Raw genomic sequence first — 22,716 nt, forward strand, 5'->3', positions numbered from 1 at the left:
ATTGCAGAGGGCAATTGATTGACATTTCAACCCCAGCGGTAATGGGGATAATTAATATCACTCCGGATTCATTTTTCAGCGGAAGCCGATTCAATTCAGAAGCTGCTATACTAGAAAGAGTTGGGCAGGTTGTTGATGAAGGTGGAAGCATGGTTGATGTGGGTGCGTATTCAAGTCGACCAGGAGCAGAGAATGTCAGTGCTGATATAGAACTTGCCAGGCTCTTGCCTGCACTTAAGGTGATCAGGGATAGGTACCCGAATCTTATTGTGTCGGTTGATACCTTTAGGGCTGAAGTTGCTGAAAGGGTTGTAACTGAAGGGTTTGCTGATATTATCAATGATATTTCAGGAGGTGAGATGGACGGGGCAATGTTTGATACAGTTGCCCGCCTCAAGGTGCCATATATACTGATGCATATGCAGGGAACACCCGACACCATGCAGCTAAATCCTACATACAGGGATGTAGTTGCTGATGTTTCACTGTGGTTGTCAGAGAGGGTTGACAAACTCCGTTCAATGGGTGTAAATGATATAATAATTGATCCCGGATTCGGCTTTGGCAAGACCGTTGAACATAATTACAGTGTGCTTAACCGCCTGGATGAGTTCAGACTATTTCAGCTCCCGTTACTTGTTGGTTTGTCACGCAAGTCGATGATATACAAGGTTCTGGATGGCGATCCGGAGGGTTCGCTAAACGGAACAACGGCTCTAAATACAGTTGCTCTGCTAAAGGGAGCCAACATTTTACGTGTACATGATGTAAAGGAAGCAGTTGAATGTGTTAAATTAGTGAGCGAATTAAAAAGCGTAAGCAAAACGAGTTGACAAGATGACCTTTCTCGAGATAAGGCTTATAGATCTGATAGACATTGTCCTTGTGGCCTGGCTGCTGTATTGGTTATACAAGCTGATCAAGGGTACCGTGGCAGTTAATATATTCATAGGAATCTTTGCCTTTATACTGTTTTGGTTGATGATCAAGGCCCTCAATATGCAATTGTCAGGAGCCATACTTGACAACCTTGTAAATGTTGGGGTGATTGCAATAATAATAGTCTTTCAGCCTGAGATAAGGCGTTTTCTGCTTCTCCTTGGATCGAAATACAATATAGGTAACAGATTTTCTGTTGATAGTCTGTTTGTTAGTAGTTCTCCGGGGATGTTGAGCTTTCAGATTAAGCCATTGGTCAGCACTTGTGAGGAGTTGTCCAGATCCAAGACTGGGGCTCTGATAGTTATTACAAGGCGTTCCGAACTTTTGGATTACGTTGAAACGGGGGAGCTGATTAATGCTGTGATTTCTAAGACCCTTTTAAAATCAATATTCTTTAAAAATAGCCCCTTGCATGACGGAGCAGTCATAATCAACCAGAGCAAAATCAAAGCTGCAGGATGTATACTTCCTGTGTCCCAGAACATGGATTTGCCCAAGAATGTAGGACTACGTCACAGGGCAGCAATGGGTATCACGGAATCGACTGATGCAGTTTCAATAGTTGTTTCTGAAGAGACCGGTCGTATGTCATTCTTCGTTGGGGGTAAGGGCTATTATAACCTCAGTACTGAGGAGCTCGAGAAGAAGGTAGTGGAGAGTATGGCTAATATTAAATAACCTGTTTTAATGGTAGTTGCAATATGCGGAAGTAGCGGACTAATAGGTACAGCTGTAAAGCAGGCCCTTGAAGCCAGGGATTGCAGGATAGTACCCGTTACACGTACCGATATTGCTTCCGGTAGCGATCATTTGAAAGATTTGCTTGATGGATGCGATGCGTTGGTCAACCTAGCCGGTGTTTCAATTGCAGGAAGATGGACTGAGGCCCGCAAAAAGGAAATATACGAGAGCCGGGTTCTTACTACAAGGAGACTTGTTGAAGCAGTTAATTCACTTGAAAAACCACTGGCTGATTTTATTACTGCCTCAGCAGTTGGTATTTACGACAGTGTAGAAGTTCATGATGAGTTTTCAACAAGCTATGCATCAGGCTTCCTTGCTGATCTCTGTATTGACTGGGAACATGAAGCCCTTAAAGTTGATGCAGAAAAGACCCGTCTGACCATATTCCGGCTTGGAGTTGTGCTTTCAGCATCCGGTGGGATGCTGAAAAAAATGTTGCCTCCATTCAGACTGGGACTTGGAGCCAGAATTGGCAAGGGTGATTTTTATATGCCATGGATTCATATAGATGATGTTGTAAAAGCCATAGTAGGTACTATTTTTAAGCCAATAGCAACAGGGGTATATAACCTTGTGGCACCCGAAATCGTAACAAACCGTGAATTTACCCTTCAGCTTGCAGCTGTAACAGGTAAAGCGGCTTATCTTACCCTTCCCGCAAAACTTGTTAGCCTTGTCATGGGAGAAGCGTCCCAACTGTTACTTGAAGGCCAGCAAGTAATACCCCAGCGGCTTCTGGCTGATGGATTTGAGTTTTCTTACCCTACCCTTGAGTCGGCCTTGAGAAAGGAACTTATTGGTAAAAACTGAGTCCAAAAACCTGAGAGGAGATGAATTTTAAGAAATGGTGGAAGAAAGCCAGAAGGGGAATAAAATATCCTATTCTGGTCTTCCTTATTAAGTCTTTTGTGCTAGTTGTACGTTTAGTACCCCGAAAGGCAGTCCTGGCATTTTGCAGAGCAGTAGGTCAACTTGCATTTACTATGGCTCGGTCAAACCGCAAAAAGACAGTAAATAATCTGAGTCATATTTATGGTAACAAGCTTAGTCAGGTTGAGATAAAAGACCTGGCCAGGTCTGTGTTTGTTCACCAGGCGATGAATTTCGGAGATTATATAAAGACTTTGCATTGTACGACACGTGAAGGATTTGCCGGGATTATAGATATCGAAGGGGAGGAACATCTCAAAGCTGCTTATGAACAGGGTAGGGGAGTAATCTGCCTGATGAGTCATACAGGTTCCTGGGAGTTTTCTGCAATTATTCTTCCGGTGATGGGGTACTCAACATCGGCACTTAGTCGCCCGCTACCAAATCCCAGAATCGATAAACTAATTGTAGAGGCCCGTCAGCGCAGAGGCATGAAGAACATAAGCAGGGGTAAGGCCTATCCCAAACTTATCGATGCAATCAACAGTGGTGACTGCCTGATTATTATGATAGATCAGGACACTACAGCTCCGAGTGTATTTGTTGACTTCCTTGGAAGACGCGCCTATACCCCTGTTGGCGCTGCAAGGCTTGCACTTGACACAAAGGCCCCCGTGGTGCCTATGTTTATGAGGAGAAAGGCTGATAATACGCATCAGTTTACTATACTTCCACCTGTTGACCTTATCGATACTGGAGACAGAGAGAATGATCTGCTTGAGAACACAAGAGTTTACTCAAATATTATCAGTGATTTTATTGACAAATATCCTGACCAGTGGGTATGGATGCACGAGAGATGGAAGACCACCCCAGAGTCTCAAAAACTATTCGTTGAAAAGCTTGAAGCAAAAAAGAGGGCAGAGAAAGAGCGGCTTTTAAAAGAAGGCCATAAATAACGGACGACACATAAGAGCCCAACACTACATAGCAAAAAAGGCTGCCCGAAGGCAGCCTTTTTGAATTTATACAGACTTGTATTACAGCTGTGGACCGTAAGGAACAAGAGCCTTTGCATCTGGGTTGCTTGTGAATTTTTCGAAGTTCTTAACAAAGCGACCTGCAAGGTCAACTGCTTTTTCTTCCCATTGCTTAGAATCAGCATATGTGTCTCTTGGATCGAGAATAGCCGGATCAACTGCAGGAAGAGCTGTTGGAACAGCAAAGTTGAAATAAGGAATAGTCTTGGTATCAGCATTGTCGATTGAACCATCAAGGATAGCGTCGATAATACCACGGGTATCCTTAATAGAAATACGCTTTCCTGAACCATTCCATCCTGTGTTAACCAGATAAGCCTTAGCACCAACCTTTTCCATTCTCTTTACAAGTTCACGTGCATATACAGTTGGGTGCAGTGAAAGGAATGCAGCACCAAAGCATGCAGAGAAAGTAGGAGTAGGTTCAGTGATACCACGTTCTGTACCGGCTAGCTTAGCTGTAAAGCCTGACAGGAAGTAGTATTGAGTCTGCTCTGGAGTCAGAATAGAAACAGGAGGTAATACACCGAATGCATCAGCAGAAAGGAAGATAACCTTCTTAGCATGTCCTGCCTTTGATACTGGCTTAACGATGTTAACAATGTGATTGATCGGGTAAGAAACACGAGTGTTTTCAGTAACTGACTTGTCATTGAAATCAATCTTGCCGTCAGCTGATACAGTTACGTTTTCCAGCAGAGCGTCACGCTTGATAGCATTGTAGATATCAGGTTCGTGTTCCTTGCTCAGGTTGATTACCTTAGCGTAGCAACCACCTTCGAAGTTGAAGATACCATCATCATCCCAACCGTGTTCGTCGTCACCAATCAGCAAACGCTTTGGATCAGTTGAAAGGGTTGTCTTACCTGTACCAGACAGACCAAAGAAGATTGCAGTCTCATCCTTTTCGTTAGTGTTGGCAGAGCAGTGCATTGAAGCTATACCCCTCAATGGAAGCAGGTAGTTCATATATGAGAACATACCTTTCTTCATTTCACCACCATACCATGTATTCAGGATAACCTGGATCTTTTCTTTCAGGTTGAATACGATAGCAGTCTCTGAGTTAAGACCAAGTTCCTTATAGTTCTCAACCTTTGCCTTAGAAGCGTTGATAATGATGAAATCAGGCTCGCCGAAGTTCTTCAGTTCTTCTTCGGTTGGACGGATAAACATATTGGTCACGAAGTGAGCCTGCCATGCAACTTCCATGATAAAGCGAAGTTTCAGACGGGTATTTTCGTTAGCACCGCAGAAAGCATCAACTACAAATAGACGCTTGTTTGACAGACAGTCAACAGCAAGCTTCTTGATTTCTTTCCATGCAGCTTCGGTAACAGGCTTATTGTCGTTCTTGTATGCATCTGATGTCCACCAGATAGTATCCTTAGATACTTCGTCCATTACAAAGAACTTGTCCTTGGGTGAACGACCAGTGTACTCACCAGTCATTACATTAACAGCACCCAGTTCAGTTACCTGGCCTCTTTCAAAGCCTACAAGACTTGGTTTTGTTTCTTCTTCGAAAAGCAGATCGTATGAGGGGTTGTAAACGATTTCCTTTACACCTTGAATCCCATACTTAGTCAAATCAACATTTGCCATACTTAGATTTATTTAATTATTTGACATTATACCCATAGCATGAAGGTGGTTTAACTTTACCACCGTCACAAAGATATAAAAGAATAATATTAAAGAAATATTTCTTTAATATTATTTCTACAAAATCTTTCGATTTAACATTTTTTTAGGAATTAAGCTGTCAAATCGTAGTTATTAACGACAATAAATAAAAAAGCCTTGATAACCAAAGTTATCAAGGCTTACTTTGCTTTGCGGTCTGGACGGGACTCGAACCCGCGACCCCCGGCGTGACAGGCCGATATTCTAACCAACTGAACTACCAGACCAAAGTCTTAAGCAAATTATCTTTTAACAATATTCTAGTTTTGCGGTCTGGACGGGACTCGAACCCGCGACCCCCGGCGTGACAGGCCGATATTCTAACCAACTGAACTACCAGACCAGAATCTTGTGCCTTTCTTTAAAGACGCTGCAAATATAAATGTTCTTTTGATTATTTCAATAAGCTGGACGCATTTTTTACAGTCATTTTTCATGATTTTTCGCTGTGGTGCTGATACTGAACAAGTAGAGCAGTGTAGTTTTTACACAAAAAAAGGCTACCACTACTGTGGCAGCCTTCCATATTGCTATTCGTTGCAACGACTACTCGTTGTAACGGTCAATCTTATTTACAAGACCTTTGACTGTAATAATTTCAAGATAGGTAGTACCTCCACCAATTCCGAAACTTCCTCCCAGATAAGTAACCAGGTCATTATCGTCAAGGATTTCTTTCTTCTTCAACTTGTCTACAGTCTTCCTCATAATCTCGCCCTTAGAGCTACCAGGTTCTGTAAGCCTTGGGAATACTCCATAGGAGAGGGCTAGTTCCCTTCCAACCCTCTTGTTGTAGCACAGAGCTACCACTGGTTGAGGACCTCTGAATGCAGCAAGGTAACGGGCAGTTTTTCCGGTTAGACTATCAGTAAGAACGGCCTTGATGGGCAGTTCCTTAGAAGCCTTAACAGCAGTATCAGCCAGATATGCAGTAATATCATTCTTCACAAGGTCAACCGGAATGTCATTGCGCGCACCCTTTGCTAGTTCCACTTCCTTGGCAATGCTTGCCATGGTAGCAACAGCTTCAACAGGATATTTACCGTAGGCAGTCTCACCACTTAGCATGATAGCATCAGTGCGGTAGTATATTGCATTAGCAATATCAGTTACTTCAGCACGTGTAGGACGAGGATGCTTAATCATGCTATGCAGCATTTGAGTAGCTACAATAACAGGCTTCTTAGCCTCAACACACTTACGAATCAGTTGTCTTTGAACCAGAGGAATCTTTTCCTGACCGATCTCGATAGCCAGGTCGCCACGTGCTACCATTACGCCATAGACGTTCTCAAGAATTTCGTCGATATTCTCAACACCTTCCTGATTTTCAATCTTGGCAATAATCTTTATAGGACTATCGTGCTCATCAAGAATCTTTTGTATTGCCTTCACATCGTCAGCATTGCGAACAAAGGAGTGAGCAATGAAATCAATGTCTTTTTCAATACCAAACTTAATGAACTCTATATCACGTTCTGTAAGAGAAGGAAGGTTGATGCGAACACCTGGGATATTAACACTCTTCTTACTACCAAGAGTACCGTTATTCAGAACTTCGCATTTAAGCATTCCATTTGTAACATCCCTTACTACAAGGTCAATCTCACCATCGTCGAAAAGGAGGTGGCTGTTAACACCTACATCCTCAGCAATATTTGGATAGGAGACACAGATGACTTCCTTGTCACTCTTGCCAGATGGATCTCCCTTAATATATACGATGTCACCCATTTCCAGAACAATGTCGTTGTCGCAACGGGTAGTCCTGATTTCTGGACCCTTTGTATCCATCAACAGAGCAATCTTCTCCGATACCTGGCGGACATTGTTTATAACACGCTCCAACCCCTCGAAGTCGACATGGGCAGTATTCATACGTACTACATCCATGCCAGCTTTGTATAACTTCTTTACAAAATCCACATCGCATCTGAGATCAGATACGGTGGCCACAATCTTAGTGTGTTTTTTCATCGGGAAAAATAGTTATCAGAATTAATCAGTAATTATGCTAAATCAAAATGTCCTTTATATAAGACAACGCCATCCTGTACGATTCAAGTCCAAATCCGCAGATAACTCCTTCAACTACAGGTGATAGATAGGAATGATGACGGAATGCTTCGCGCCTGAACACATTGGAAATATGTACTTCAATTGCTTTGGCTGGAACTGCCGAAAGGGCATCGGCTATGGCAGGAGAACTGTGGGTATAAGCCCCTGCATTAATAATAATTCTATCTGCAGAAAAACCTTCCCTTTGGATGCAATCAATTATTTCGCCTTCGTTATTTGACTGAAAGTAGTTTATCTCAAACTGCGGAAAGTCTTTCCTGAGTTGGTCTAGGTAGGATTCGAAAGTAGTACTTCCGTAAATTTCGGGTTCTCTAACTCCTAATAGATTTAAATTAGGACCGTTTATTATTACTATCTTCATAATGTCAATGCTTCAAAGGCGCTGCAAAAATAGGACAAGACTTTGAAATAAAAAATATGTCTTTTGTTAAACTTTTACCAGTAATTTTGCCCAAATAGATAAAATAATTTGCACTTTTAATTAAATATTGCCTTTTATCATTTTGAATCTGAGTTTTTGTTTCTCTCTTTGAAAAAGAGTAAATAAAATACTGTTATGAATTGGGAATCGGAAATTAATGAGTTTAGGAATTACTTGAGGTTGGAAAAGGGATTGTCGGATAACTCCATACATGCTTATATTACTGATCTTTATAAACTGGTGTCCTATCTCAGAAGCAATGGGTTGGATAATGGACCTGAGACAGTCACCCTCAACGAACTGAAGGGGCTGATTGAATGGATAAGTAATAGAGGTATCAGTCCAAGGACTCAGGCAAGGATTATTAGTGGAATTAAGTCTTTTTATAAATTCCTCCTGATAGAGGAGCGTATTGAAAAAGATCCGACTGCTCTGCTTGAGGCACCACGCATTGGAAGGAAACTTCCAGAAGTTCTTAGTGTAGAGGAAATAGATGCCATTATTAATGCTGTTGACATTAGAAAACCTGAAGGACAGAGAAATAAAGCCATCCTTGAGACTTTGTATAGCTGTGGGCTAAGGGTGTCCGAATTAATTGACCTGAAGGTATCAAATCTCTTTTTCGAGTCTGGATTTATTAAGGTAGAGGGTAAGGGTAGTAAGGAAAGACTTGTACCAATTAGTAACAAGGCAATTAAAGAGATTAATCTTTATATTAGTGAATACAGGCGTGTACTTAAGATACACCCTCCTCATGAGGACATTCTTTTCTTAAACAGAAGGGGAAGAAAGTTGTCGAGGGTTATGATCTTTACCATAATTAAGAATATAGCAAGGGATCTTAATATCACCAAGAACATTAGTCCTCATACTTTCCGTCATTCATTTGCCACTCACCTTGTAGACGGGGGAGCCAACCTTAGGGCAGTACAGGAAATGCTGGGGCACGAATCAATTATTACAACAGAGATTTACACCCACCTTGACAAGGACTACCTAAGTGATACAGTATCACATTATCATCCACGAAACTAAGCTACTAAGACGGGAAGGCTCCAAAAAAGCTGAAATGGACCTTCCCATATTTTCTGATACTGTGAAATCTGGGATGTGCAGAAAAGTCCTTGCTGGGTCCATGTTCCATGATTAACAGCCCCTCAGGAGCTAATACTCCTGTAGCCAGCACCAGATCTATAATCTTTTCACTGCCGGGCAGATCAAAGGGTGGATCTGCAAATACCATAGACACTGATAGGTTTTGCGTATTGCTCAAAAATCTGAATACGTCTCCCTTTACTGGATGTATTACGTCCTGAAGTTTTAGGTCCTCAACAAGCTTTTTGATATACTTATAGTGCACAAAGTCCTTTTCAACACAGGTCACGCTCAATGCACCGCGAGATGCAAATTCTAAGCTGATAGCACCCGTACCGGCAAAAAGGTCCAGAATCCTACATTCTTCGAAATCAAAATAGTTGCTAAGGATATTGAACAGAGCCTCACGAGCTACCTCTGTTGTGGGTCTGGCTCTGAAACTTTTGGGAGGCTCGAAGCGCCTGCTCTTTAAAAATCCACCTGTTATACGCATAAAGGAAGACTTAGCATATTATAAAACTCGGGCGTGTCAAGACTACGAAACTGATGTGAGTATTGAAACTGATGAGGCATATTACTGTGTCTTACCTTTTTTATATAGTCTGACAACAAGTTCTCTAGTTCACTGAACCTTGGATGACGGCCAAACATCAGAACTTCAGTGGTCTGGGAATTGAGTTTCAACTGCTCAAAAACGAAAAGGCAGAAGTAAAGGAAGTCACTCTCGCTTTTAATTGGAAACGAATTGCACAGTTTGAGATTGTTTTCCCTAAATACCAACAGATCGAAATACTCATTCTCCAGATTAATTATTACAAAGGGCTTTTCCGAATCTGCCATTGTTGCCAGGTTACCCTCTATAATGGGGGTATACTGCTGATACAGCGAAGGAGCAGGAAATTGTCTGCGTAGTATGCGCTCAAGTTCATGATTTACAGCAAAGATATTGAAGGCATCAGCCATCCTTACTTTGTTGGTTGCAACACCTTGACTATCCGACAATGTATGGCTGAAAGAAAGCCATTTAATTTCGTCACCATTTTCGTATAGTGAACTAGGAACAAGGGTTGCTATGTTGGTTGGAAGCAACACCATACATTTCTTGTAGGGGAGGTTGAGCTTCTCAACAGAAGCAAAACATTCCTCTACCTGAGGTATAAGCGCCTGCTTTCCATCCAGAGGGATATGTTGCATCTGGATGTACTTGTTGCGTACCGGGTCCAGTATACAAAAAGAAAATCCATCCAGAGTGATCTGGATGGATATAAAATATGATGAACTTATAACCGGATCAAAACTTTCGTCAACGATAGAAAAAGCCTTCATGTCATAAGAAAGTTCTACTCCCAGTTTCCGGCATTGTTATTAGCCTCGGTAAGTGAACCAACACGTAATCCAGGAAACCTGTTAAGTTTAACATCCACTTCTCTCAGGTTGATAATCTCTTGTTTTTCAAGTCCCTGAAGGAAAACTTCATAAGGTACCTTTGCTTCAAACACTTCAACATCTACTCCTGAAGCAGTGCTAAGAACATTGGTTCCCAATTCAAATTCTGCCTTGTCGGTAAATGGAACATAGCGGAGAGAATCAGCTATCCATGTCTTAGTCTTAAACAGGGTGTCAATAACATTCACATATGCTGTATCCCTCTTGATAATACCCAACTCAAGAGCCTTAAGTTCGGTCATACCTGCAAGAATCATACTGTCATTAAGAGAACCTTCCATTCTTACAACAGGTATCTGACCGTTGGCAACAAAGTCCGAAAGCGTATCAAAACTAGCTGTATACTTTCCGTTGACCAACTTATACGCAACTTGCGCACTTCTGATGTCCTTAAGCCTGTCGATTACTTTTTCAGTTCTAATATTATATTCTCTTTGAAACTTAACAGGCCTCATTATGCTCTCATAAACCAGAAAAGCCAGGAATCCGATAACGATGATCAGTAGAATTTGAAATGTCGTTTTCATTAGGTAATTATTTAATTTAATCTTTGCACAAAACTATAAAATAATATTGTATCAAGTATTATTATTGTCAGTACTATTTTTCAATATGCAAAAGCAACTCTTTAAGAAAAAATTCATATCCAATTTTTCCTTTTTACCAACACAGTCTCAGATTGATGCAATTGAGGCTCTGAGCGGTTTTCTGTCCGAAAGTGGGGCTCAAAGTCTGTTCATCCTGAGAGGTTATGCAGGCACTGGCAAAACTACATTAATGCGCTCATTTGTCCAAACACTTTATGAATTTAATATCAAAACAGTATTGCTTGCTCCTACGGGAAGGGCAGCAAAGGTTCTAAGTAATTATGTAGGGTTGCCATCCTATACTATACACAAAAAGATATACAGACAAAGTCGTTTCCAGGACGGCTTTGGAAGCTTTAACCTTAATGACAATCTTCATAAGAACACTATTTTTATAGTTGACGAGGCCTCCATGATCTCCAATGAAAGCAGTGGAAACTCAGTCTTTGGGACCGGACGACTTCTGGATGATCTTATCTCTTATGTATATGGGGGAGATAACTGCCGCCTTGTTCTGCTTGGCGATACAGCCCAGCTTCCTCCAGTGGAGACTTCTCTGAGTCCTGCTCTTGATAAAGGTGAATTAGCTGGCTATGCATCCGAGGTATGGGAAACTGTGCTTACTGATGTGCTAAGACAGGAGGAAAACAGTGGGATACTTGCGAATGCTACAAAATTAAGGGAGATGCTTGATCAGGATGAGGAACTAAGCGGTTTTCCCATAATTGATATTGACGACTATACTGATATCAGAAGGATCTCCGGAGGCGACCTTATCGAGGAAATTAATTACTGTTACGACAACTATGGCCTTGAAGAGACTCTCATTATTACCAGGAGTAACAAGAGAGCTAACCTTTACAATCAAGGTATAAGAAATACAGTTTTACACAAGGAGGAGGAACTGGCTCCCGGGGATTTCCTACTAATAGTGAAGAACAACTATCATTGGATTAAGGAACACGAGGAGATTAGCTTTATTGCAAATGGTGATATTGCAAGGGTCATTAGGATTAAAAAGTACCATGAATTGTATGGTCTCAGGTTTGCTGATATCACTTGCGAATTGACTGACTATCGTAATGTGGAGATTGATACAAGGGTGATACTCGACACTATTCATAGTGAAGGACCCGGCCTAAATCATGAACAGCAGGAACTCTTTTACAGTGCTGTGATGGAGGATTATCAAGACATCTCTGTCAAGCGCAAGCGTTATGAGGCCCTGCGGTCGGATGAGTTTTATAATTCCCTGCAAATTAAGTTTGCCTATGCAATGACCTGCCATAAGGCACAAGGTGGTCAGTGGAAGGCTGTGTTTGTTGATCTTGGGTATTTCACAGAGGAACACCTGTCAAGGGATTTCCTCAGGTGGTTGTATACAGCCTTTACAAGGGCCACTGAAAGGCTGTATCTTGTAAATTTCCCAAAGGAGTTCTTTAAATATTAAGAATTATAGCTTGTCCATATACAGAACTGCCCCCCAAAAGTTTAGCGTAAAACTTTGGGGGGCAGTTCAAATCCAGTAAAACCTCTTCTCAGTATTTGCGAAATAAATATGGTGTCGCCCTCCGGGCAGTAACTTTAAGTCGCGATATTTTAGTTCAGTTTTAGATCTGCCACTATGTGATCAATCTTCATATTACCTTCATCCACGGCTTTTGCAAATTCTTCACGACCTTTCATAGGAACTTTCACCTCAAAATAAAACTTTATCTTGGGTTCTGTTCCAGATGGACGGACAGATACCTTGGCACCCTCTTCAGTAAAGAATTGCAGTACATTTGAATATGCTGGAAGGTCTATCACCTTTACTTCTCCGGTAATAGGATTGGTAGCCTTAAGTACCGAATAGTCCTTTATCAGTGATACCCTTGAGCCTCCAAGTGTTTTTGGGGGATTTTCCCTGAACTGCTTCATCATAGCATTGATCTCATCGGCTCCTGATTTTCCTTTTCTAACCACCGAAATAAGTCTTTCCTGTGAAAAGCCATATTCAGTGTAGATATCCTGAAGGAGCTCATAAACGCTGCGACCGTTACTGCGCGCCCAGGCTGCAATCTCGGCTATCATTGAAATAGAACCTACAGAGTCCTTGTCTCTAACATAGTCGCCCGGCAGGAAGCCATAGCTTTCCTCACCACCGCAAATATACTTCTTTGTGCCTTCCTGTTCCCTTATAACAGATGCTATCCACTTAAAGCCGGTATAAGTATCAAAGTACTCTACTCCATTCTTTTCTGCAATTTCCTTTAGCAGTTCACTTGTTACTATGGTCTTTACAATGAATTCATTTCCCTTCAAAAGGCCTCTCTGCTTCCACTGAGATACCATATACCACGTGAGTAGAGCTGCGGTCTGGTTGCCATTGACCGGGATAAACTCACCCTTGTCATTCCTTATAGCAATGCCAAGCCTGTCCCCATCCGGGTCAGAAGCCGCAACAAGGTCTGCACCTTCGGCTATAGCTTTTTCAATTGCCAGTCTTAGTGCTGCAGTCTCCTCCGGGTTGGGTGATTCTACTGTGGGGAAGTTACCACTTACTACCATTTGCTCGGGAACTGTAATCACATTTGTGAAACCCAGTTGACGTAAAGCTTCTGGCACCATTTTATATGTAGCACCGTGGATGGGGGAGAAGACTATCTTCATATCCTTCTGTTGCGTGATTACATCGGGATTGAGAGCTATACTCCTAACTGCATCAATAAAGGCCTGATCAACACTCTTGTCAGCCATCCTTATCAGTTCCTTGTTGCCATCAAACTTTATTTGCTTAACAGAGGATACACTTCTGACTTCTTCTATTATGTTATTGTCATGTGGCGCTACTATCTGAGCCCCATCATTCCAATATACCTTGTAGCCATTGTATTCCTTGGGGTTGTGCGAAGCCGTAATTACAATACCGCTCTGACATTTTAGGTGCCTGATGGCAAATGATACTTCCGGTGTTGGTCTCAGTTCATCAAAGAGATAGGCGATAATTCCATTTGCAGCAAAGATACCGGCTGCCTTTTCAGCAAAAAGCCTGGAGTTGTTCCTACAATCATGACCAATTACTACTTTCTTTTCCGGTAGATTGGCAAACTCCTTGTTTATGTAATTGGCAAGTCCCTGGGTAGCGGCACCGATTGTGTAGATATTGACACGGTTGCTACCAGCACCCATGATGCCACGCAGTCCGCCTGTACCAAACTCAAGATCCTTGTAAAAAGAGTCGATTAGCTCAGTTGTGTCAGGATTGTCAAGCATCCTTTTGACCTCGGCCCTGGTGGCTTCGTCATACTCTTCTCCAAGCCACGATTGGGCTTTCTTTCTTACCAATGATAGTATGTCTTCCATGTCTCTTATGTTTATTTGTTCCAACCTTAACAGCCGATTTCCCCAAACGCCTCTAAACATTTCTTTAGGCTGTCGGTCCAGTAAGGTATTTCAATATTGTAAGTTTTTCTAATACTACTGCTATCCAGTACAGAGAATGAAGGTCGGGTGGCCGCTGTTTTATACTCTGCAGATAGAATTGGTTTGACTCTTGTATTCCTGCCTGCAAAAGTAAAAATTGCCCTGGCAAAATCATACCAGCTGCAGACTCCAAGATTTGAATAATGGTAAATACCGGGAATAAAGGCCTTATCATTATGTGAACCAACTTCAAGTATTTTAAGTATAGCCCCTGCCAGATCATCAGCATAAGTAGGAGCTCCTACCTGATCGTAAACCACTGACAATTCCTCCCTTTCACCGGCAAGCCTTAGCATTGTTTTGACAAAGTTATTCCCATATCGTGAATAAAGCCAGGAGGTTCTGATGATTAGGTGCCTTGGATTTGCCTCTGCAACAAGTTTTTCTCCTTCTAATTTTGTAGCACCATATACTGATGACGGTGCTGTTGGCATATCTGGAGCAAGTGGAGTATTGGCATTTCCACCGAATACATAGTCGGTCGAAATATGTATTATACCAGCTCCATTTTCCTTAGCGTAACGGGCTATCCATCCAGGTGCCAATGCATTTATGGTACGGGCTGTTTCTCTTTCAGTTTCAGCCTTATCGACGGCTGTATATGCTGCACAATTGACCACATAATCAAAATCCACAGAGCTCATGAAATTCTTTACGTTCTTCTCAGAGCTAAGGTCAAGTTCTTCCATCCTGGTGACTCTGAACTCAGCAAAACCACAACTAGCCGAAAGCTCGGAAATGGTTGAACCAAGCTGGCCTTCACCACCAACTACAAGTACTTTCATATCTATTGATTTAACTTGTTACTATTAATTACTCGTAGAAAGAGAAGTTCTTTTCAGCCTCCTCAAAAAAGGGCAAAGTCTTGTCCTTGGGTGAAACAACTGCATCCCTTATATCTATTTGCCAATTAATGCCAAGGGAAGGGTCATTGAAGTTAATGCCTCGTTCAGCTTCATGATTGTATACACTGGAGCACTTGTAATAAAAGATAACTTCGTCGCTCAGGGCGACGAAGCCGTGAGCAAAGCCACTAGGGATGAAAAACTGTATCTTGTTTTCTTCAGATAGTTCTATAGCATAATGCTTTCCAAAAGTAGGCGAGTTATCTCTCAGATCTACTGCCACGTCCATCACTTTACCCCTGATTACCTGGACGAGTTTGGCCTGACCATGTGGGGCAAGCTGGTAATGCAATCCCCTGATAGTGTTTTTAACCGAAGACGATAGGTTCTCCTGTACAAAATCACAATCTATGCCCAAAGCCTTATAATCAGGTTTGTTGTACAATTCAAGGAAATAACCCCTGGCATCTGTAAACACTTTTGGTCTGATAATCTTAAGACCTGGAATATTTGTTTCTTCGACTTTCATTTTACAAAATCCATTATAACTCATTGCGTATTTCAGTCAAATCCTGTTCAGCAATCTTTAACAGGTATTTACCATATTCGTTCTTAGATAGCGGAGCAGCAAGTTTCAACAGCTGATCCTTACCTATCCATCCTTTTTTATATGCTATTTCTTCCAGTGATGCGATCTTAAGACCTTGTCTCTTTTCAATTGTGGCTATAAAGTTTGATGCCTGAAGCAAGCTGTCATGGGTTCCGGTATCAAGCCAGGCCATACCACGTCCCAGTAATTTGACATGCAGGCTTCCTTCATTTAGGTACAGGCGGTTAAGGTCTGTTATTTCTAGTTCACCTCTTTTACTTGGCTTTAGTGCCTTTGCTTTTGCCACTACATCCGGACCGTAAAAGTATAATCCTGTTACTGCATAATTGGATTTAGGTGCTTCGGGCTTTTCCTCGATGCTAATTACTTTTCCTTCCTTGTCAAATTCAACAACTCCATATCTTTCAGGGTCATTTACATTATAGCCGAAAACTAAAGCTCCATTTGAAAGCTTCGAAGCTTCCTTCATTGCGATGCTCAAATTTACGCCATAAAATATGTTATCACCCAGGATAAGACAAACAGGACTATTATCAATAAACTTTTCACCAATCAGGAAGGCTTGGGCCAGTCCATCCGGAGAAGGTTGTTCTTCATAACTGAATGATAAACCCAGATCAGAGCCATCGCCCAGTAATCTCTTATACAAAGGAAGGTCATCCGGAGTTGAGATAATAAGTATTTCCCTTATTCCCGCTAGCATCAGCACTGATAAAGGATAGTATATCATTGGTTTATCATATACAGGGATAATCTGCTTAGAAATGCTTTTTGTAGCAGGATAAAGGCGGGTTCCAGATCCACCTGCAAGAATGATTCCTTTCATAGTGTATTATTTAATTATAGATTCAGGTATTAGGCTTTACTCAGCAATTTATCGAAGTATTCAACAGTCAACCTGAGCCCATTTCGAAGTTGTACCCTGGGCTCCCATCCATCAAGCATCTCCTGGGCCAGGGAAATATCTGGTTTTCTTTGAGTCGGGTCATCCTGGGGCAATGGTTTGTGAATAATTTTCGAGGATGAGCCTGTGATATCAAGTACTTCCCTGGCAAGCTCAAGCATTGAAAACTCGTTTGGATTGCCTAGGTTGACAGGACCAATAATATCATTTCCGGTATTCATCATTCTTACCATACCTTCAATCAGGTCATCGACATACTGAAAACTTCTGGTCTGAGTACCATCACCAAAGATAGTAATTGGCTGTCCAGTTAGGGCTTGTACTATAAAATTGGATACCACCCGGCCATCATTGGGGTGCATCCTTGGCCCATAAGTGTTGAATATTCTGATAATCTTAATCTTAACACTGTTTTGTCTGTGATAGTCCATAAACAGGGCCTCAGCACATCTTTTCCCTTCATCATAGCATGAACGAATTCCAATTGGGTTTACATTGCCCCAGTAGGATTCTTTCTGTGGATGAACCTGAGGGTCTCCATATACTTCACTCGTAGAAGCCTGCATAATTTTGGCCCTTACGCGTTTTGCAAGTCCCAGCATATTGATTGACCCCATTACCGAGGTCTTAATAGTCTTTATGGGATTGTACTGATAATGAACAGGAGATGCAGGACAGGCAAGGTTGTATATTTCATCAACTTCTGCAAAATATGGATGTGTCACATCATGGCGTACCAGTTCAAAAAACGGATTGTCAACCAGATGTACTATGTTTGACTTGCTTCCGGTGAAGTAATTATCCAGGCAAATAACATCATTCCCATCGGCTAACAGTCTGTCACACAAGTGTGACCCTATAAATCCGGCACCGCCGGTGACCAGAATCCTCTTCATAATCTATAATTTCGTTCCCAAAATTAAGTTATTAAAATTATTATTCAACCAGTAAAAACCGTGGGAACTCAAAATATTGTGTTATTTTGAGATTGTAATTACTGGATATTCAAACAAAAGTGATACTTTTGCAGCGTTTTTTAGAAACATAATGTCTAACTTATTAGCAGAAGACTTAGTTAAAATGGCAGAATTAGAAAATGAAAAAAAGGCAGTTAAAGCTACAGCTGTAGAATCAGCAATTGAAGGCTTTGACTGGGAAAGCTTTGAGACTGATGCTGTATCAGGCGGTAGGGAAGAGCTTGAAAAAATGTACAATGAGACCTTATCGACAATTTCTGAAAAAGAAGTTATCGATGGTACTGTTATCGCGATGAATAAGCGCGAAGTTGTAATCAACATTGGTTACAAGTCTGACGGTATTGTAAGCCGTAACGAATTCCGTTACAACCCGGAACTAAAGGTTGGTGATAAAGTAGAAGTTTTTGTTGAAAGCCAGGAGGACAAGAAAGGTCAACTAGTTCTTTCACACAAGAAGGCTAGAGCGTTGCGTTCATGGGATCGCGTAAACGAAGCTCTGGAAAAAGACGAAGTTATCAAGGGTTACATCAAGTGTCGTACCAAGGGTGGTATGATTGTGGATGTATTCGGTATCGAAGCCTTCCTTCCAGGTTCTCAGATTGATGTTAAGCCCATACGTGACTATGACGTATTTGTTGGCAAGACAATGGAATTCAAGGTTGTTAAGATCAACCCCGAATTCAAAAATGTTGTTGTTTCTCACAAGGCTCTTATCGAAGCAGAGCTTGAACAACAAAAGAAAGAGATTATTTCTAAACTTGAAAAAGGTCAGGTTCTTGAAGGAACAGTTAAGAATATCACATCTTATGGAGTATTCATTGACCTTGGCGGCGTAGATGGATTGATCCACATCACTGACTTGTCATGGGGTCGTGTTTCACATCCAGAAGAAATTGTACAACTTGATCAGAAGTTGAATGTAGTTATCCTTGACTTCGACGATGAAAAGAAACGTATCGCTCTTGGATTGAAGCAGCTTACTGCACATCCATGGGATGCTCTTGATGCCAACCTGAAAGTAGGTGACATCGTTAAGGGTAAAGTAGTGGTTATGGCTGACTATGGTGCATTTGTTGAAATTGCACCAGGGGTTGAAGGTCTGATCCACGTTTCTGAAATGTCTTGGTCACAACACTTGCGTAGCGCTCAGGACTTCCTGAAAGTTGGCGAAGAAGTTGAAGCAATCATTCTGACTCTTGACCGTGACGAAAGGAAGATGTCTCTTGGTATCAAGCAATTGAAACCAGATCCATGGGATAATATCGAAGAAAAGTATCCTGTTAACAGCAGGCACACAGCCAAGGTTCGCAACTTTACCAACTTTGGTGTCTTTGTTGAAATTGAAGAAGGTATCGATGGTTTGATCCATATCTCAGACCTGTCCTGGACCAAGAAAATCAAGCATCCCGCTGAGTTTACAAACATCGGTGATGACATTGAAGTAGTGGTTCTTGAAATAGACAAAGAAAACCGTCGTCTAAGTCTGGGTCACAAGCAATTGGAAGAAAACCCATGGGATGTGTTCGAAACAATTTTCACTGTGGACTCAATTCATGAGGGTACAATAGTTGACATTTTCGATAAAGGTGCCGTAATTGCATTACCATACGGAGTTGAAGGATTTGCCACACCTCGTCACCTTGTTAAGGAAGATGGTACACAGGCAAAGGCTGAAGAAAAACTTGCGTTTAAGGTAATTGAGTTCAACAAAGCTGCTAAGCGTATAATTTTGTCACACTCACGTATCTTCGAAGACGAAAGAAAGAGTGAAGAGCAAGCTGCAAAGGCTGAGCAAGCCAAAGCAGCTGCCAGCACCAAGAAGAATGTGAAGAAGCTGAAAGACAATCTCGAAAAGACAACGCTTGGCGACATTTCTGAGTTGGCTGCTTTGAAAGACCAGATGGAAGCTGACGAAAAATAATGTTGGAAGAGTTAAACCTAACAGATTGTTGTAATGGATTTTAAAATTGACAGACTGGATGATTTTATCCTTGTACAGGTATTGAAAGAAAAACTCGATACCACCATTGCTCCAGGCTTGAAATCAGAACTGGTGCTATTGGCTGGTAACAATGAGAGGAATATTCTCTTGGACCTGAGCAAATGTAATTACTGTGATTCGTCCGGTTTAAGCGCCATTTTAGTTGCAAATCGGTTATGCAAGAACAGTGAAGGAGTTTTCGTACTGTCAGGCCTTCAGCCAGCAGTTGAAAGGCTAATCTCAGTAAGTCAGCTCGACACTGTAATAACAATTGCTCCAACTGCCGATGATGGAATTGAAATGATGCGTAAGTCAATCAAATCAAAACAATGATGTTTTAGATGCGATTTTCTGTTACGATACTGGGATGTAACTCTGCGTTGCCAACATCGGAAAGAAACCCAACCGCTCAGGTGCTCAATGTATCTGAGCGGTTTTTTTTAGTTGATTGCGGTGAAGGCACACAGATGCAACTGCGGAAAAATAAAATCCGCTTTACCAGAATAAGCCATGTCTTTATTTCCCATCTACATGGGGATCACTGTTTCGGCCTCCCGGGCTTGTTATCTACATTAGGTTTGCTTGGGCGCACAGCCGACCTGCATATTTATGGACCATCTGATACTGAAAAGGTCTTTGGTCCTATACTTGCCTTTTTTTGTAGGGATATGAAGTATAAGGTCTGCTTTCACTCGGTTGATACCGACAAGTCAGAACTTGTATATGAGGACAAGCGGGTGGAGGTGTTTAGTATTCCTCTTACACACAGGATCCCGGCTTGTGGATATCTTTTCAGGGAGAAGGAGGCTGAACGACATATTATAAGAGAAAGTCTTGATTTTTACAATATCCCTGTTAAATGGATACCCCTGATAAAAAAAGGACTGGACTATGTGAGTGAAGATGGTACTGTAATACCTAATAGTGTGCTTACAAAACCATCTGCTAAGGCACGGTCTTATGCATTTTGCTCTGACACAAAGTATTCGGAAGCCATTATTCCTGTGATAAAGGATGTCGATTTATTATATCATGAAGCCACTTTCCTGTCTGACAATGAAGGTCTGGCTGATATGACATTTCACAGTACAGCCAGACAGGCTGCAGAAATTGCAAAAAAAGCTGGTGTTAAAAAACTTATACTTGGACATTACAGCACCAGATACAAGAACACTGACCTGTTCAGAAAGGAGGCTGCAGAAGTTTTTCAGGAGTCTTACCTTGCTGAAGATGGAATGACGTTTGATATTCCCAATTCTGGCAGGGACAGTGAATTTTAATTATATTTGCACTTCATTTTTCCAACCTCAGATCATAAACCAAACAGATGCAAAACAAGATCATCATTCTGGATTTCGGTTCCCAGTATACTCAGCTTATTGCGCGTAGGGTAAGGGAGTTGAACGTGTACTGCGAGATATTGCCGTATTATAGGATCCCTGAGCCCGATGACACTACTAAGGGTATTATCCTATCAGGAAGTCCTTACAGTGTAACTGACGAAAAGGCTCCTGCACCTGACCTTACCAAGGTTTTGGGCAAAGTTCCGTTGCTGGGTGTATGTTATGGTGCACAATATATTGCCAAACATTCCGGTGGTATTGTTGATTCATCAGAGACAAGGGAGTATGGAAGGGCAAATCTGGAGACCCTCGACAACACTAATCCATTATTTAAGAATATCGACAAAGGCTGTCAGGTCTGGATGTCCCATGGAGATACGATAACAAGCCTACCTAAGGGTTTTGATGTTGTTGCCAGTACTAAGGATGTGAAAATTGCAGCATACCACCTTCCGATAAGGAATGTATTTGGCATTCAGTTTCACCCTGAAGTATACCATACCACACAGGGTACTCAAATGCTTCACAACTTCCTGTTTGATATTTGCGGATGTGTACCTGACTGGAGTCCTGCATCTTTTGTTGCCGCCACTGTTGAGGAATTACGCAATACATTGGGTAATGACAAGGTTGTTCTGGGACTATCCGGAGGTGTTGACAGTTCGGTTGCAGCGCTGTTGCTTCACAAAGCAATCGGACCAAATCTGTGCTGTATTTTCGTGAACAATGGACTGTTGCGCAAGAATGAGTTTGATTCTGTTTTGGATTCATATAAACACCTTGGACTAAATGTGAAAGGTGTTGATGCAAGTGAACGCTTTCTTAAGGAACTTGATGGAGTAAGTGAGCCTGAGGCCAAACGTAAGATAATAGGCAGGGTTTTCATAGAGGTATTTGATGAGGAAGCTCATTTGATTAAGGATGTTAAGTGGCTGGCTCAAGGCACCATTTATCCTGATGTTATTGAATCAGTTTCAGTCAATGGACCATCGGTTACCATAAAATCACACCACAACGTGGGAGGTTTGCCAGAGAAGATGAATCTTAAGGTGATTGAACCACTCAAGTTGCTCTTTAAGGACGAAGTCAGAAGGGTAGGTAAGGAACTGGGTCTTCCTGAGAATATCCTTGGACGCCACCCATTTCCAGGTCCCGGACTTGCAATTCGTATCCTGGGTGAGATTACTGCTGAGCGTGTAGCCTTGCTTCAGGAAGTTGATGATATCTTTATCAACGCGCTTAAGGCAAACAACCTTTATGACTCGGTATGGCAGGCAGGAGTAATGCTTTTACCCGTTAAATCGGTTGGAGTAATGGGAGATGAAAGAACTTATGAAAGTGTTGTGGCTTTAAGAGCTGTACAATCTACTGACGGTATGACAGCAGACTGGGTACATCTTCCATATGAGTTTCTTGCCAGGGTTTCTAATGAGATCATCAATAAGGTACGCGGAGTAAACCGCGTAGTTTATGACATAAGTTCAAAACCACCGGCAACTATTGAGTGGGAATAGAGCAATAGATTTTTCATATCACATTAATTGTGATTAATTTACATATGCACTATAACCCGGACGATTCAGTATGCGTAAAAGGTTGTGTGTTATGGCACAATAATTGGTTTGTCTGTAATAGTATGCAGGCAAACCAAATTGTTGTTTAATGGTTTGATGAGAAAGGA

At 41.7% G+C, this 22,716-nt stretch carries 21 protein-coding genes and 2 tRNA genes; 10 read left to right on the forward strand and 13 right to left on the reverse strand.

Annotated elements, in window-relative coordinates; all coding sequences use genetic code 11:
- Positions 1-41: 41 nt before the first annotated feature.
- The 4 genes from folP to M9189_RS06575 are packed head-to-tail and all read left to right on the forward strand — an operon-like array spanning position 42 to position 3,515.
- Entirely contained in the window at positions 42-833 is a 792-nt protein-coding gene (folP, locus tag M9189_RS06560; RefSeq protein ID WP_250721889.1) for a dihydropteroate synthase, read from the forward strand.
- Between the two features lie 4 nt (positions 834-837).
- Positions 838-1,620 carry a diadenylate cyclase CdaA gene (gene cdaA, locus M9189_RS06565; RefSeq protein WP_250721890.1) on the forward strand — a complete coding sequence of 261 codons (783 nt, stop codon included), beginning with the start codon at positions 838-840 and terminating at the stop codon, positions 1,618-1,620.
- A gap of 9 nt (positions 1,621-1,629) precedes the next feature.
- A complete protein-coding gene (locus M9189_RS06570) occupies positions 1,630-2,496 on the forward strand; it encodes a TIGR01777 family oxidoreductase (RefSeq protein ID WP_250721891.1) in 867 nt (288 codons plus the stop codon).
- Positions 2,497-2,516: 20 nt separating this feature from the next.
- Positions 2,517-3,515 (forward strand): lysophospholipid acyltransferase family protein, encoded by a 999-nt coding sequence (locus M9189_RS06575; RefSeq protein WP_250721892.1) that lies wholly within the window; start codon positions 2,517-2,519, stop codon positions 3,513-3,515.
- An 81-nt stretch (positions 3,516-3,596) separates the two neighbouring features.
- Here M9189_RS06575 and pckA read toward each other — a convergent pair whose 3' ends face one another.
- From pckA to aroQ, 5 genes are all read right to left on the reverse strand, one after another.
- Entirely contained in the window at positions 3,597-5,201 is a 1,605-nt protein-coding gene (pckA, locus tag M9189_RS06580) for a phosphoenolpyruvate carboxykinase (ATP) (protein WP_250721893.1), read from the reverse strand.
- A 234-nt stretch (positions 5,202-5,435) separates the two neighbouring features.
- Positions 5,436-5,509 (reverse strand) — tRNA-Asp (locus M9189_RS06585).
- A 42-nt stretch (positions 5,510-5,551) separates the two neighbouring features.
- Positions 5,552-5,625, reverse strand: a tRNA-Asp gene (locus M9189_RS06590).
- A gap of 203 nt (positions 5,626-5,828) precedes the next feature.
- Positions 5,829-7,259 (reverse strand): pyruvate kinase, encoded by a 1,431-nt coding sequence (gene pyk, locus M9189_RS06595; protein ID WP_250721894.1) that lies wholly within the window; start codon positions 7,257-7,259, stop codon positions 5,829-5,831.
- Between the two features lie 37 nt (positions 7,260-7,296).
- Positions 7,297-7,722, reverse strand: a complete 426-nt coding sequence (gene aroQ / locus M9189_RS06600) for a type II 3-dehydroquinate dehydratase (RefSeq protein ID WP_250721895.1) — start codon at positions 7,720-7,722, stop codon at positions 7,297-7,299.
- Between the two features lie 195 nt (positions 7,723-7,917).
- On the opposite strand from aroQ, the gene xerD reads away from it, so the two are divergent.
- On the forward strand, positions 7,918-8,817 hold the full coding sequence (gene xerD, locus M9189_RS06605; RefSeq protein ID WP_250721896.1) for a site-specific tyrosine recombinase XerD: 900 nt from the start codon (positions 7,918-7,920) through the stop codon (positions 8,815-8,817).
- Between the two features lie 4 nt (positions 8,818-8,821).
- On the opposite strand, the gene M9189_RS06610 is transcribed toward xerD, so the two are convergent.
- Genes M9189_RS06610 through M9189_RS06620 form a run of 3 tightly spaced genes read right to left on the reverse strand, consistent with a single transcriptional unit; the run spans position 8,822 to position 10,850 of the window.
- On the reverse strand, positions 8,822-9,370 hold the full coding sequence (locus tag M9189_RS06610; RefSeq protein WP_250721897.1) for an RsmD family RNA methyltransferase: 549 nt from the start codon (positions 9,368-9,370) through the stop codon (positions 8,822-8,824).
- Entirely contained in the window at positions 9,361-10,203 is an 843-nt protein-coding gene (locus M9189_RS06615; protein ID WP_250721898.1) for a DUF3822 family protein, read from the reverse strand. The genes M9189_RS06610 and M9189_RS06615 overlap by 10 nt, the downstream gene beginning before the upstream one ends.
- Positions 10,204-10,217: 14 nt before the next feature.
- Complete coding sequence (locus M9189_RS06620) at positions 10,218-10,850, reverse strand: hypothetical protein (RefSeq protein WP_250721899.1); 633 nt, start codon at positions 10,848-10,850, stop codon at positions 10,218-10,220.
- An 85-nt stretch (positions 10,851-10,935) separates the two neighbouring features.
- Here M9189_RS06620 and M9189_RS06625 point away from each other — a divergent pair, with 85 nt between their 5' ends.
- A complete protein-coding gene (locus tag M9189_RS06625; protein WP_250721900.1) occupies positions 10,936-12,360 on the forward strand; it encodes an ATP-dependent DNA helicase in 1,425 nt (474 codons plus the stop codon).
- Positions 12,361-12,509: 149 nt separating this feature from the next.
- Here the strand turns inward: M9189_RS06625 and M9189_RS06630 are convergent, their stop codons facing one another.
- Genes M9189_RS06630 through M9189_RS06650 form a run of 5 tightly spaced genes read right to left on the reverse strand, consistent with a single transcriptional unit; the run spans position 12,510 to position 17,630 of the window.
- Positions 12,510-14,255, reverse strand: a complete 1,746-nt coding sequence (locus M9189_RS06630; protein ID WP_250721901.1) for a phospho-sugar mutase — start codon at positions 14,253-14,255, stop codon at positions 12,510-12,512.
- A gap of 26 nt (positions 14,256-14,281) precedes the next feature.
- Positions 14,282-15,160: a dTDP-4-dehydrorhamnose reductase gene (gene rfbD, locus M9189_RS06635; RefSeq protein WP_250721902.1), complete on the reverse strand. Its 879-nt coding sequence runs from the start codon at positions 15,158-15,160 to the stop codon at positions 14,282-14,284.
- A 28-nt stretch (positions 15,161-15,188) separates the two neighbouring features.
- Positions 15,189-15,749 carry a dTDP-4-dehydrorhamnose 3,5-epimerase gene (gene rfbC, locus M9189_RS06640; RefSeq protein WP_250721903.1) on the reverse strand — a complete coding sequence of 187 codons (561 nt, stop codon included), beginning with the start codon at positions 15,747-15,749 and terminating at the stop codon, positions 15,189-15,191.
- A 13-nt stretch (positions 15,750-15,762) separates the two neighbouring features.
- Positions 15,763-16,656, reverse strand: coding sequence for a glucose-1-phosphate thymidylyltransferase RfbA (gene rfbA, locus M9189_RS06645; protein WP_250721904.1), 894 nt, complete (start codon positions 16,654-16,656; stop codon positions 15,763-15,765).
- A 29-nt stretch (positions 16,657-16,685) separates the two neighbouring features.
- Positions 16,686-17,630, reverse strand: a complete 945-nt coding sequence (locus M9189_RS06650; protein ID WP_250721905.1) for a UDP-glucuronic acid decarboxylase family protein — start codon at positions 17,628-17,630, stop codon at positions 16,686-16,688.
- 184 nt (positions 17,631-17,814) lie between these two features.
- Between M9189_RS06650 and rpsA the strand changes: the two genes are divergently transcribed.
- From rpsA to guaA, 4 genes are read left to right on the forward strand one after another with little or no spacing between them, the layout of a single operon-like run.
- A complete protein-coding gene (rpsA, locus tag M9189_RS06655; protein ID WP_250721906.1) occupies positions 17,815-19,632 on the forward strand; it encodes a 30S ribosomal protein S1 in 1,818 nt (605 codons plus the stop codon).
- A gap of 33 nt (positions 19,633-19,665) precedes the next feature.
- On the forward strand, positions 19,666-20,025 hold the full coding sequence (locus tag M9189_RS06660; protein WP_250721907.1) for an STAS domain-containing protein: 360 nt from the start codon (positions 19,666-19,668) through the stop codon (positions 20,023-20,025).
- Positions 20,026-20,033: 8 nt separating this feature from the next.
- Positions 20,034-20,972: a ribonuclease Z gene (locus M9189_RS06665; RefSeq protein ID WP_250721908.1), complete on the forward strand. Its 939-nt coding sequence runs from the start codon at positions 20,034-20,036 to the stop codon at positions 20,970-20,972.
- A 47-nt stretch (positions 20,973-21,019) separates the two neighbouring features.
- Complete coding sequence (gene guaA, locus M9189_RS06670) at positions 21,020-22,549, forward strand: glutamine-hydrolyzing GMP synthase (protein ID WP_250721909.1); 1,530 nt, start codon at positions 21,020-21,022, stop codon at positions 22,547-22,549.
- Positions 22,550-22,716: the final 167 nt, after the last annotated feature.

This window comes from Xiashengella succiniciproducens (assembly GCF_023674465.1).
Lineage (GTDB): Bacteria > Bacteroidota > Bacteroidia > Bacteroidales > Marinilabiliaceae > Geofilum > Geofilum succiniciproducens.